Source organism: Bradyrhizobium manausense (assembly GCF_018129685.1).
Classification (GTDB): domain Bacteria; phylum Pseudomonadota; class Alphaproteobacteria; order Rhizobiales; family Xanthobacteraceae; genus Bradyrhizobium; species Bradyrhizobium manausense_D.
Map to the genome: position 1 here is coordinate 59,015 of NZ_JAFCLG010000011.1, position 13,404 is coordinate 72,418.

9 protein-coding genes are annotated in these 13,404 nt (G+C 60.7%); 7 read left to right on the top strand and 2 right to left on the bottom strand.

Annotation, left to right across the window (positions count from 1 at the left end; genetic code table 11):
- Nucleotides 1-33 precede the first annotated feature (33 nt).
- The 4 genes from JQ621_RS23875 (at nt 34) to JQ621_RS23890 (ending at nt 5,552) form a co-directional block, all read left to right on the top strand.
- Nucleotides 34-300, top strand: coding sequence for a hypothetical protein (locus tag JQ621_RS23875; RefSeq protein ID WP_212237235.1), 267 nt, complete (start codon nt 34-36; stop codon nt 298-300).
- A 126-nt stretch (nt 301-426) separates the two neighbouring features.
- Nucleotides 427-3,108, top strand: coding sequence for a magnesium-translocating P-type ATPase (mgtA, locus tag JQ621_RS23880; protein WP_212237237.1), 2,682 nt, complete (start codon nt 427-429; stop codon nt 3,106-3,108).
- A gap of 9 nt (nt 3,109-3,117) precedes the next feature.
- Nucleotides 3,118-3,345, top strand: a complete 228-nt coding sequence (locus tag JQ621_RS23885) for a hypothetical protein (protein ID WP_212237240.1) — start codon at nt 3,118-3,120, stop codon at nt 3,343-3,345.
- A gap of 164 nt (nt 3,346-3,509) precedes the next feature.
- Nucleotides 3,510-5,552, top strand: coding sequence for a carbohydrate porin (locus JQ621_RS23890; protein WP_212237427.1), 2,043 nt, complete (start codon nt 3,510-3,512; stop codon nt 5,550-5,552).
- A gap of 804 nt (nt 5,553-6,356) precedes the next feature.
- On the opposite strand, the gene JQ621_RS23895 is transcribed toward JQ621_RS23890, so the two are convergent.
- A complete protein-coding gene (locus JQ621_RS23895) occupies nt 6,357-7,622 on the bottom strand; it encodes an IS256 family transposase (RefSeq protein WP_212237242.1) in 1,266 nt (421 codons plus the stop codon).
- A gap of 1,006 nt (nt 7,623-8,628) precedes the next feature.
- On the opposite strand from JQ621_RS23895, the gene JQ621_RS23900 reads away from it, so the two are divergent.
- From JQ621_RS23900 to JQ621_RS23910, 3 genes are all read left to right on the top strand, one after another.
- A complete protein-coding gene (locus JQ621_RS23900; RefSeq protein ID WP_212237244.1) occupies nt 8,629-10,584 on the top strand; it encodes a putative bifunctional diguanylate cyclase/phosphodiesterase in 1,956 nt (651 codons plus the stop codon).
- 31 nt (nt 10,585-10,615) lie between these two features.
- The gene (locus JQ621_RS23905; protein WP_212237246.1) at nt 10,616-11,737 is read left to right on the top strand and encodes a DUF2336 domain-containing protein; all 1,122 of its coding nucleotides are present in this window, start codon (nt 10,616-10,618) and stop codon (nt 11,735-11,737) included.
- A 311-nt stretch (nt 11,738-12,048) separates the two neighbouring features.
- Entirely contained in the window at nt 12,049-12,564 is a 516-nt protein-coding gene (locus tag JQ621_RS23910; protein WP_188102882.1) for a hypothetical protein, read from the top strand.
- A gap of 183 nt (nt 12,565-12,747) precedes the next feature.
- On the opposite strand, the gene JQ621_RS23915 is transcribed toward JQ621_RS23910, so the two are convergent.
- Nucleotides 12,748-13,398, bottom strand: a complete 651-nt coding sequence (locus tag JQ621_RS23915) for a hypothetical protein (RefSeq protein WP_188102884.1) — start codon at nt 13,396-13,398, stop codon at nt 12,748-12,750.
- Nucleotides 13,399-13,404: the final 6 nt, after the last annotated feature.

The window sequence follows — 13,404 nt, forward strand, 5'->3', positions numbered from 1 at the left end:
TCCGGGACCGTTGGGCCGGTCCGGAGGTGAGCCATGAGTATCAACAATATCGTCTTTCTTCGCGGCAATGTTGCCGCGCCCGCACTCCACATGGGTCAGGCGAACATCGTCATCCAGGATCGCCGGGCTGAACATCACCGCTGCGCCGACGCACCGCGGGCGGCCAATCGCGTGGTGCCGATCATGATTTGGCATACCAACCCAGTGAGCAATCGGCCGGAATGTCGCTGGGTGATGGACCGCAGCGCCGCAACTGACGAGGGCGTCAGTTGCAGCGATACCTTGCGTCGCGCCGCCTAGCCCGCCTCTTTCCCAATATCTTAATCCCGAAATCTGCCGCCGCGCTAAGCCGCACGCGGCGGGGACGCCTTGCCGCGTCTGCGAGCCAGCATCCGGACTATCGCTCGAAACGACGAGTCATCTGCCATGAATATCGAAGCAAAGCATGTCCTGACCGGCCGCGATCCGCGCCGCAACAAGCACGTCTCGTCCACCCTGCTGACGGGGCTCGCCGAGTGCGCGCCTGAGGACGCCCTCACGCAGCTGAACACTACACGCAGCGGCCTGCCTGAGGACCAAGTCGAGGCGCGGCAGGAGCAGTACGGCCCCAATGAGGTCACGCATGAGAGGCCGCCGACCTGGTATCAGCAACTCTTCCACGCGTTCCTGACGCCGTTCAATGGCGTACTGTTCACGGTCAGCATCGTATCGGTGTTCTCCGACGTGATCTTCGCCGCGCCGGAGGATCGCTCGTTCAGAACGATCATCGTCCTGATCTCCATGGTGCTGCTCAGCACGCTCTTGCGCTTCTGGCAGGAATTCCGATCGAACAAGGCGGCCGAAGAGCTCAAAGCCATGGTAAGCTCGACGACCGCGGTGCTGCGTGCCGGCATGTCGCGCCCGCAAGAGATGCCGATTTCCGAATTGGTCCCCGGCGACATCGTCTATCTGTCGGCAGGCGACATGGTGCCGGCGGATGTGCGACTGCTGACCGCGAAGGACCTGTTCGTCAGCCAGGCGATGCTGACGGGGGAATCCATCCCGCTGGAGAAATATTCCGTTCCCCCAGCCGCCAAGCCCGCAAGCTCGGGTCGAGCCGCTTTGGAGCTGGAGACCGCCTGCTTCATGGGTACGAATGTTGTCAGCGGCACAGCGACGGCCGTCGTCGTGGCAACGGGCGATGCCACCTACTTCGGTGTGATGGCACGGGACATAGTCGGCGGCCGTCCCCTCACCAGCTTCGATATTGGCATCAACAGAGTCTCATGGATGCTGATCCGTTTTCTGCTGGTGATGACCCCGCTAGTATTTCTCATCAACGGGCTCGGTAAGGGCGCGTGGCTGGAATCGCTACTGTTTGCGGTCTCCGTTGCGGTCGGCCTGACCCCGGAAATGCTCCCGATGATCGTGACCGCCAACCTCGCCAAGGGTGCGGTGATGATGGCGCGCCGCAAAAGCATCGTGAAGAAGCTCAACGCCATCCAGAACTTCGGTGCGATGGACATTCTGTGCACGGACAAGACCGGCACACTGACCCAAAACAAGGTGATCCTCGAGCGGCACCTCGACATTCACGGCAACGAGGACAGCCAGGTGCTGGAGCTCGCCTGGCTGAACAGCTTCCATCAGACCGGACTGAAGAATCTGCTCGACGTGGCCGTCCTCGAATACGCTGAGCAAGACGAATTGGTCGGCAAGCTTCAGCACTATCGGAAGGTCGACGAAATCCCGTTCGATTTCGTGCGCCGCCGCATGTCGGTCATCGTCCGCAACGGAAACAAGAATCTTCTGGTGTGCAAGGGGGCGATCGAGGAAGTGCTCGCGCTATGCACCTCCGCCGATGATAACGCAGCAACTCCTGACGGAATAGTGCCCTTCACCAGCGAGATGCGGCGAGAGGTGCGCGCCATCACCCGGGACCTGAACGAGGATGGCTTGCGGGCCTTGGCGGTCGCCTACAAGGCGTTGCCACCCGAAGATCGCACCTACACCGTCTCTGACGAGCAAGACCTCGTCCTCGCGGGTTACGTGGCGTTTCTCGATCCTCCCAAGGAGACGGCACGCGAAGCGATCGCCGCGCTCAGAGAGCACGGTGTCGATACCAAGATCATTACCGGCGACAATGAGGTAGTGACACGCAAGATCTGCAAGGAGGTCGGACTTGCCGTCGACAAGGCCGTGACGGGTAAGGACGTGGCCGCCATGTCCGATGCCGAGCTCGCCGATACCGCGGAGCGCACCACTATCTTCACCAAGATGTCTCCGATGGAAAAGTCGCGCGTCATCCGTGCTCTTCAGAGCAAGGGCCACACCGTCGGCTACCTCGGCGACGGCATCAACGATGCCGCGGCCCTGAAGGACGCCGACGTCGGAATTTCGGTCGACACCGCCGTCGACATCGCGAAGGAATCGGCCGACATCATCCTGCTGGAAAAGAGCCTCCTCGTGCTCGAAGAGGCGGTCATCGAGGGACGTAAGACGTTCGCCAACATCATCAAGTACATCAAGATGACGGCGAGTTCGAATTTCGGCAACGTCTTCAGCGTGCTGGTTGCGAGCATCTTCCTGCCGTTCCTGCCGATGCTGCCTATCCAACTGCTGATCCAAAACCTGCTCTACGACATCTCGCAGGTTTCGATTCCGTGGGACGACGTGGACGAGGACTATCTCAAGCAACCCCGGAAATGGGACTCCAGCGGAATTGCGCGCTTCATGATGTTCATCGGTCCTATCAGCTCTGTCTTCGATATCGCGACCTTCATCGTCATGTGGCATGTGTTCGGAGCCGACTCGATCGAGAAGCAATCGCTGTTTCAATCCGGCTGGTTCGTGGTTGGCCTGCTGACGCAGACGCTGATCGTGCACATGATCCGGACCCAACACATCCCGTTCATCCAGAGCCGGGCCGCCACGCCGGTGATTCTGCTCACCGCCAGCATCATGGCGATCGGCATCTACTTGCCGTTCTCGCCGCTCGGTGCACACGTCGGAATGTTGCCGTTGCCGGAGGCATATTTCCCGATCCTGGTCGCAATCCTGCTGAGTTACTGCCTGCTCACACAATTGATCAAGCGGCTCTACATCCGCCGCTTCGATCAATGGCTGTAGGGAGGGATCATGCGAACCGGCCACGTTTGGGAGCGCATCGGAGATCGCGTCACGCGCTATGCCGCAAGCGCCTTGATCCGCCTCGCTCGCGGCATACTGCTGAGTTCTCAGCAACTGTATCTCGCCGGTTTGATCGATCTGGCGGGCGCGAAGCGCGCCTACCGCTTAAGCGGCGGGGTCTGGCGGCTCGGCTGGCTCTTGATCAGACCGAGGGGCCGTTGTCATCATCGGATTTGAAGCTGCGCTTCAATTCCAACTTCTAGGTTCGACCACGATCGATGAGCCGTCTTCGACAGATTCGATGAAGCCATAGTTGCAACTTTGTCACGCGCGAATGCAGGAAGCGGCGAGAGGTTTCTCCGCTGGTTAAAGCACGACCTTGGATAAGGCTCTTGAGCGAAATGAAGCGGATATGTCTGACCAGCGCAGTCGCGGGACTCGCCCTTGCCATGCCCGTTGCGGCCGGCGCGGCCGAGTCCTATCCGACCAAGGCGCCGAAGCCTGATGTTGCGGAGTGGACCGGCCTTTATCTGGGCGGACACTTCGGATACGCGTACGGCTGGTCAGGCTGGAGCGCAAGCGACGCCCTGTCGACGGCGAGTGGATCGACCCGCCTGTTCAACTCGTATGACGCCTTCAAGGGCACCGGCAGCTATCTGTTCGGCCTGCAGGCCGGCTACAATGTCATGTTGCCGTCGCGCGTGGTGCTCGGCGTCGAGACGGATTTCTCGGCCCCCAACACGATTGCCGGTGAGCGAACGGTGACGTCCGCCTCCGGCGGCACGGCCAGCTATCGCGACACGGTCCTCGGCATGGGAACGGCACGCGGCAGGCTCGGCTACGCCTTCGATCATTGGCTGCTTTATGCGACCGCGGGCTTTGCCTGGTCCTACGACCGGCTGGAGCGCACGCAGCTTACCGGTACGCCGCTGGTCGGCAACGCCGGCATCGGCACCGTCGATACGGCGTTGACATGGCGTCTTGGCTGGGCCGCCGGCATCGGGGCCGAGGTGCCGATCGCACCGCACTGGACGGCCAAGGTCGAATATCTCGCCTCGGAATTCGGGGATCATCGCAAGGGCCTCGCCGCATCGGCGGAGTCGCTCAACTCCAATCTCTCGGTGCAGCGGGTCCAGGTCGGGCTGAACTATCAGCTCGGGCCCGACCCCGCGCGCACCGATATCGCGGTCAAGGGCATTTCACCTGCCGAGACGGACAACTTCGCCGTCCATGGACAGACGACGATCGTCACCCAGTACGCGCTGTCGTTTCGCGCGCCCTATGCCGGACAGAACAGCCTCTCCCCCAATCAGGTGCGCGAGACCTTCGACGCGGACCTCTATGTCGGCTTCCGCCCCTGGGACGGCGCCGAAATCTGGATCAACCCGGAGATCGACCAGGGCTTCGGCCTCAACGGCACGTTCGGCGTGGCCGGCTTCCCCAGCGCGGAGGCTTACAAGGTCGGGGCCACCTATCCCTATGCGAGGATCCCGCGCGCGTTTCTGCGGCAGACGATCGATCTCGGCGGCGAGGCGCAGAAAGTCGAGTCCGGGCTCACGCAATTCGCGGGCTCGCAGACCAGCGATCGTCTCGTACTCACGGTCGGCAAGTTCAGCGTCGTCGATATCTTCGATTCCAACAAGTACGCCCACGACCCCCGCGGCGACTTCCTCAACTGGACGCTGGTCACCACGGGTGCATTCGACTACGCGGCCGATGCGTGGGCCTTCACATATGGCGTCGCAGCCGAATGGTACACCGGGGCGTGGACGTTCCGCGCCGGCGCATTCGACGGCCCCGCGGTTCCGAACAGCACGGATCTGGATCCGGCCTTCGGACAATTCCAGATGGTCGGCGAGATCGAGCGCCGCTACAGCCTGTTGAACCAGCCCGGCAAGATCGCTGTGACCGGCTATCTGACCCGTGCGCGGATGGGCAACTTCCAGGACGCCGTCAACCTCGCCAACCTCACGGGCGCGCCGCCGGACCTCTCGCTCGTGCGCAGCTACACGAGCAAGCTCGGCGTTGCCGGCAATGTCGAGCAGCAGGTCATTCCCGGCGTGGGCCTGTTCGCGCGGGCCGGCTACACGCCCGGCAGGCTCGAGGCCTACGCGTTCACCGACGCCGACGCCACGCTCGCCGGCGGCGCCTCGATCTCCGGAAAATTCTGGAACAGGCCGAACGATACGCTCGGAATCGCCGGAATTCGCAACATGATCTCCGCGGTGCACCAGGCCTATTTCGCGGTCGGTGGATACAGCGCATTGATCGGCGATGGGCGGCTTCCGCATCCGGGCGCGGAGAAGATCCTGGAAGTATACTACACGCTTCCGATCGCTACCTGGATGCTGAGCTTCGACTATCAGTTCATCGCCAATCCGGCCTATAACCGTGACCGCGGGCCAGTCTCGATCGTCGCCACGCGCCTGCATGCACAATTCTGATTTTTCTTCTCAACTGATGCCGCAATGTTTGATAGCATTCGCCCCGTTCAAATCAGTGGCCCTACGGTGCTCCAATGCGCAAACGAAAGCCACACCTGCTCTTCTTGCTCGCAACCTGCCTGTTGATTGAAGTAGCCTTCTTTCAAGGCCTCGCGGTGGCTCTCGGAAGCTCAAGTTCACACGACGAGCCATGGAATCCGGATCATATCGACCGGCTACCTCCCGACGTTCGAAACGTGTTACTCCATAGCTGTCGCGGACGTATCCAGGCCGCGCACTACTTCGCAACCTATCTCGACCATGCGCGGACGGTTCGGCTCCATTTTGAGAACCTGCGGTGCGATGGCGAGCAGAGATTCAAACGACGTGATAGCTGCCTTCACGAGGAATTTGTCGCATTCGGCGCCGGTCATCGGCTGATGAAGCGCTACTACGCTCCCTGTAATGACTAAGCTCGTACGGTCCCTTTATTGCCCTAATCACCATCGCTCGAATCGCCAAGCCGCGACACTTCGGCAAGGGCTGGCGGTCTAGGCCATCAATGATAAACCGGTGCTTGTAAGCTTCCTGTAAGGTTTCTGAGCCACGCGGGTGTGTAGGCGAATCCACGTATACTTGTTATCAACATAAGGCGTTCTACTTTGATCGGGATCGCGGCCTGTTCTCCCAACACAGGGCGTCGATTACGAGGTCCGGTTGGGTTCGCCTCCATTTCCGGACCTCGTTCCGCCGGAACATACGACAACGGCAATGGTTTGAAACGACTCGGGGCGAGCTATCGCCGAATCTTGGTGACGGACGGGGTCAGGCGGCAGCGGATTGAGCTTGCGATCTGACGACTTCGATTCCGTCGGCGAAGTTTACACCGAGGATGAGTTTCGGCAACTGGTTGTGACCATCGAGACGACGCCAGCTTTTCTCGGCGGCCTCGGCGAGCTTGAAGATCATAGCGAGCGCAGTCTTGTTCGACAGACATCCCTTGGCGCGCACGGTGCGGTGGCGCACGGTCGCGAACGCGCTTTCGATGACGTTGGTGGTGCGCAGATGCTTCCAATGCTCGGCCGGGAAGTCGTAGAAGGCGAGCAGCGCGTCGCGATCCTTGGTCAAACACTCGACTGCCTTGTCGTATTTGACGCCCCAGGTTTCGACGAAGGCGTCGAAGGCTGCCAGCGCATCCTTCTTGGTCTCGGCCATCCAGATCTCCTGCAGCGCCCGCTTGGCTTTCGGTTGCTGGCTCTTCGGCAGCTTGTTGAGGACGTTTGCGGTCTTGTGCACCCAGCAGCGCTGGCCGCGCGTCTTCGGCCACACCTCCTCGACCGCCTGCCAGAAGCCGAGCGCGCCGTCGGCAACCGCGAGCTCGGGCGCCGTCGCAAGCCCGCGCCGCTTCAGATCGAGGAGCAGCTCCCTCCAGGATTGGGCACTCTCGCGCACGCCGTCGATGAGGCCGACGAGCTCCTTCTTGCCCTCGGGCGTGGCCCCGATGATGACCAGCAGGCATTGCGCCTCGTCCTCGAGCCGGGCCTGGACATGGATGCCGTCGACCCAGAAGTAGACGTAGCGTTTGGCTGACAGATCGCGCTTGCTCCAGCGCGCGTGCTCCTCCGACCAGGCCTCCTTGAGCCGCCCGACGGTCGAGGCCGAGAGCCCGCCGGCATCCTTGCCGAGCAACGCAACGAGCGCCTCCTCGAAGTCGCCGGTGGAAACGCCCTTGAGGTAGAGGATCGGGATCAGCACTTCGAGACTCTTCGACCGGCGCGCGTAGGGAGGCAGAATCGCCGACGAAAAGCGGATGCGCTCCGAGCCCTCGCCGACACGGTCGCGCACCCGCGGGCAGCGCACCGCGACCGGGCCGATGCCGGTCATGACCTCGCGCTCGGGCAGATGGCCGTGGCGCACCAGCCGTTGGCGGCCATCATCGGTAACCTTATCGGCGTGCCTGCCGAGCAAAGCCGCCACTTCGGCCTCCACGGCCTGCGTCAGCAGCGCTCGCGCGCCGTTGCGCAAAACCTCGGTCAGCGGGTCCGCGAAACTTCCTGGCTGAGAAAATTGAAAAACGTTAGTGTCGGTCACGGCGTATCTTCCTTCGATGGAAAGTGGAGGCGTCAAGCACCCCCACGATACGCCGCCTTACCCCTTTATGCCGTCACCAACTTTCGCCCATAGCTCACTCGGGGCGATTATCTGCAAGTAGCCCTTCAATTGTGACTCTCTGAAGTGTCGCGCATCTAGCAGGCTGTTGAAGAACTCGGCCGAGGTTGCAAATTAGGCGTTTCGGTCTCTGTCGATCGCGACGATGGCCGAGGGTCTTCGCGCGGCCGGGCACTTTGGCCATCAGCCGGCCGCTGCCATCAGCTTTGGCAGCCGAACCAGATTGTAGGCGGCGGCAGCAAAGGTAAAGGCCCATGCGACGCGATCACGGCCACGGATGTCATTCGGCCCTTTAATTGCGGATTGTTGTCAATCACCTTTTAAACTTTCCGAACGGCACGACGGTAGCGCTCGCGCCGTCGGAGCTGGTCAGGGTTGCGGAGACGGCGCGAGCGCGGCTGATACGTAGTTTGCCGGCCAGGCTGTCAATCGGCGTGGGGTCCCGACGCCGATCGGCGAGCTAATCTATTGATCTATTGAGCGGCAGAGGGGTCAATCTTAGACGCCTGTTCACAATCAAGCGCTGGAATTGCTCGCTGGTGTGCTGGGCCTTTCCGGGTCGTGCAGTACCATGATGACGGGGGTTGGGACGAACATTTTGGCAAACCTCTCCTGTATTTCGTAAGTCATTCGTTGCCGAGCGCCTTGGTTAAACAAGAGTTAACTACGGTTGTTAGCCGAACATAAGTGCATGGCCGATAGCTATTAACGGCGAGCGCGGAGAAAGCGCGCACCGAAGAGCGATAAGAAGGAAACGGCCCCATGCCCGCCGCCGCGTTTACCGCCACCGTCACAGAAGTGTGCGAGGGCAGATATCTCCTTCGGCTTTTTCAGCGGCCTGAACCGCCGTTCAACGGGCATCAACGGCTAGGCGATTTCTAATAATCGGGACGCGATTCCGCCCCTCCTGCACTAAGTTGAGACGCCAATGACCGCCTTTCGACTACTCTGGATGCTGATACTCACCGTGTTTGTCGGTGAGTTGACCATCATGTTCGGCCTCCAATTCGTTCACGTCGACAATCGGCTTATCGAGGCCATGGTCGACGCCTCGTCTCTGGTCGTCATCGTCTTTCCCTTCCTGTATCTTTTCGTTTTCCGGACGATGTCGAACAACATCCACGAGCTGGAGCTCGCAAAGCATCAGCTATGGGATGCAAACGAAACACTTGAACACCGAATCAAGGAACGGACGGAAGAAGTTTCCGAGCAGGCAGCGGAGCTTCGACGCGCCAACGAGCGCTTTGAGAGCGCCGTCGAAAACGTACCCCAGGGCATTTGCCTGTTCGATGCCAACCAGCGGGTCATCGTGGCCAATGCCCGTTATGGAGAAATCTACAAACTCACACCCGAGGAGATCAAGCCCGGCACCACGCTGCAGGAGATTCTCGAGAGCCGAAAAAGGCAGGGGACGAATTTCGCGATTGCGACCGACGTCTACCGCGCCGTCAACATCAAGAAGGTCCATGAAATCCTGGATCTGGCCGATGGCCGCACGGTGTCGATTTCGCGCAGCGTTCTGTCGGACGGTGGCTGGCTCACCTCTCACGAAGACATCACCCAGCGACGGCAGAACGAGAGGAAGGTGGCCTACCTTGCCACCCACGATCCGCTCACCGGCCTGCCGAACCGCGCCTGTTTCGTCAGCGAGCTCGAGCGGGTCACTGCCGAGTCCGGCGCAATCGGGAATACCGCCGTCTTCCTGCTCGATCTCGATCGCTTCAAGGCGGTCAACGATACGCTTGGCCATGCGGCAGGGGACCAATTGCTCAAGGAGGTGGCGAGCCGTCTCAGCTCCGAAATTCGCGAACACGACCTCGTTGCGCGCCTCGGCGGCGATGAATTCGCGATCATCCAGAACCTCGACGCTGCAGTCCATGAGCCGGTGATCTCGCTCGCCCTGCGGATCATCGACGTTATCGGCAGGCCATTTGAACTCGACGGCCATATCGCAAGTGTCGGAACGAGCATCGGCATAGCGCTGTGTCCCGAGCAGGGCCGCGACGGAACGGAGCTGATAAAGAAGGCGGATCTGGCCCTCTACGCGGTCAAGGAAGGGGGACGAAACAACTTCCGGATCTACGACGCCGAAATGACGGAGGTGGTCGAGCATCAGAAGCTGCTCGAGAGCGAACTAACTCGTGCAATCGAGCGGGAGGAGTTCGAGCTCTATTACCAGCCCGTTCTCGACCTGAAGACTCGCAGGGTGACCGGGGCCGAGGCGCTCATTCGCTGGAATCATCCCGAGCGCGGCATGCTCTCGCCGGATCAGTTCATACCGCTGGCCGAAGAAACGGGCTTGATCGTTACGCTCGGGGAATGGGTCTTGCAGCAAGGCTGCAGGGATGCTGCGGCCTGGCCCGAGAACCTGAGGGTTGCGATCAATCTGTCGGCCCATCAGTTCAACTGTGGCAACCTGTTCGACCTGGTGCTCTGTGCGTTGGTGGAATCCGGGCTTAGCCCCTGGCGGCTCGAATTGGAGATCACTGAATTCGTATTGCTGGACAATCGGCCCGAATATCTCCAGACGTTGCGCCAGCTGAAAAACATCGGGGTCTCGATCGTGCTGGATGATTTCGCGACCGGGCATTCTGCGACCCGCCAGCTGATGCTTGAAGCGGTTGACAGGATCAAGATCGACAAGTCCTTCGTGCATGGCATGACCAGCCAACGCGAAAGCTCGGCGATTGTCGCCTCAACGATTGCTCTGGCGCGAGGTCTGGGCATCTCGGTAACGGCCGAAGGCGTCGAGACACATGAGCAGCTGCATCAGCTGTCGCTTGCCGGAGCAGATCTTGCGCAGGGCTATCTCATCGGCCGACCGATGCCCCTTGGCGATTTCCTGAGCGAGGGCCGCCAGTCGCATGCCGAAATCGTTGCCTGAGCGCCTTGTCGGAAGGACCGGTTAGTTTGGCATGAAGTCCCAGGAAAGTCTGATAGACCAGCTCGAAGATGCCGTGTCAGGCAAGAGCCTTGCGCGGCGAGCCGACATGCTCAAGCGCGTGACCGATCTGTTTCTTTGCAGTTCCGGGACGCACTCCCCGGCGGAGATAGACCTCTTCGATGAGGTCATGACCAGGCTGGTCGACAGCGTCGAGGTCGCGGCCCGGGCTCAGTTTGGCAACCGGCTGGCCGACGCAGCCGATGCCCCGGGCAACGTCATGCGCCTGCTGGCTTTCGATAGGGCGATCGAAGTCGCCGGCCCCGTTCTTTCCCGATCGGAGCGCCTCAGCGACGAAGACCTGATCAGAAACGCCGAGACAATGAGCCAGGACCATCTGCTCGCGATCTCGAAACGTCGCGAGCTGAAAGAGGGCTTGACGGACGTTCTCATCACGCGCGGCAATCGGGCGGTGCTGGTCAGTACCGCAACCAATTCCGGCAGCCGGTTCTCTCCAGTTGGTGTCTCCAGCCTCGTCGAAAAGGCCGGATCGGACGATACCCTTGCGCTCTCCATTTGGGCTCGCCGGGATATTCCGCGCCAGCAGATGGTCAGGCTATTCCGACAGGCGTCCGAAGGCCTGAGATTGCAGCTCGAGGCTGCAAATCCTTTGCAGGTCGGCTCGATCCGTGCAGCCATCACTCTCGCCTCGGAACACGTGCAGGCGGTTGCCCGGGCCGGGTCCTCCGACTTCCGTCTTCTGAGCGGTTATCTCAAAGACCTCCATTCCAGCGACAATCTCGACGAGAGCGTCCTCGATGAACTCGTGAGGGAGGAGAATTTCGACGGAGTCGCCGCGGCACTGTCGCTGATGTGCGACCTTCCGATAGGCACGGTCGAACGCGCGCTCGCACAAGGCCGCCATGAGCAAATCCTGCTGTTTGCGAGAGCCGCCGGACTGTCCTGGAACACAACCCTGGCCCTGATCAGGTTCCAGGCGTGTGGGCAGGCCGTTGCCCAGCCGGAAGCGGATCAGTATTTTGCCAGCTATTCCCGAATGCGGGTGAAGACAGCTCAGACCGCGCTCCAGTTCTATAGACTTCGCGAGGCCTCGGATCGGCCGACGATGCCGATGGCACCCAGTAGCAGGAAGTGAAGCGAGTCGACTATCAAGTGCCACGCCGCTATCCAACCCTTGTGATGATCTCCTTGGCCGCGATCATCATGTCTCCTTGAAGACCACGACCGCCGGGGCGTTAGCCCGATTTCATCATCCATTTTAGCGTTATCGTTCTCCGGAGAGCCGTCCCATCAAAAAAGTTCTTGCCATGTGGGTGTCATCCACAGATGCACAGGTGTGAGTTCTGCAAACTTCTGCATCTCTCTGCTTCGATCTGCATTGTTTTGCAGAGGATTGCAGAGCCTAGGGCGGCTTCCTATTTCTTGCTGGTTCGATGAGGCTTTGAGATGACCAGCAACAAAGAGCTAGAGGCCAGGCTAAATGCAATGGCCGACGACTTCCATCTCCCAGGTGGGGGCCGCAAAAAGCTGTCGAAGCTTGTTGCCGAACACTATGCCTGGTTCGAGGCCGCCGCACGGCGGGGCATGAGCTGGCCGGACATGATCCGGGCTCTGACCGCCGCCGGCGTGACCGGCAGAGACGGCAAGCCCTTGAGCGTCGGTACGCTGTCATCGACGGTTTGGCGCAAGCGCGCCGAAACCGAGGGAGAGATGGGCCGCCCCGCCGGGTCAGCCACATCCATCCCGCCTCGAGCCAAATCCGGAAAAGAGGTAAGGCCAGGCCCCGCGAAGGCTGCCGAGCAGAAGCGGTCCGCGGTCTCCTCCCATACCACCAAAAACGCCGGAGACCGAGGCAGAATGACGGGCTCGGCGAAGCCGGCTGAGGGCGCTGGTCGTCGAGCGAACGAAGACGTTCTCGCGTTTATGAACCGGGCCCGAAGCGTGCGGCGGAAGTCGGAATAGACCGAGAAGGTCCGCTCGTTTGGCGGGGCAGAGATCTATCTATTAGATCAAAGCTGACGCGAGAACCCAGGCGGAATAGACGAGTATTCGACGCGCAAGGCGAAAGTGAGTGTCAGGCATGATCGCGCCCCTGACGATCGTGCAGTCCCCTGTGGTCCTCGGCGGATCCGTGACAACAGATAGTCACTTGTCGATCTTGCTTGCATTCCGCTGAGCGGGGCGACCGGAGCGCTGGCCAAGAACAGTTTGAAGAATTTCGCCGACAGATCCGGCCGCGCACCAGATGTCGCCCGTGACGCGATGTGGCAGGCCCCGTTCTTTGTCAAGTTGATATGCTCCCTCGAAGGCCTTGTATGCCTCCGAGACTGGGGCAACGTCGAGATCCGCAACTGCTTCGAACAAGTCCACCGCGACATTGAACATGCAGGGCTGAATGTTCGCGACGTCTCCATACCACTTGAACGTAGTAAACGCGGAGCGGACCTGATCGCGATGCCGCCGGTCAGTCTCGCGTTCCGCGCGCTCGACGAGTGAGCGCGGGACGAGACAAACGACGATCAGATCCGTGGTCATTGCCGGCAGCTCCTCGACCGGAATGATCCTGGCCTCGTGCACCAGCTCAAGGTGATGATGAAAGAGATTGCGCAGCGCCTTGAGCGCAATGAAATCCGAGGACCCAAAAAGATCCCGACCGGATTCGTGCTTCAGCTTGTCATTCAACCCGTGAAGCGCGTTCAGGAAATTGAGCAACGTGTCGGGATCCGGCGCCTGAAGCTGGTTGAAGTAACATCGGAAGAACCGATCGATCGCGGCATTCAAAGCATCGTAGCTCATGGACGG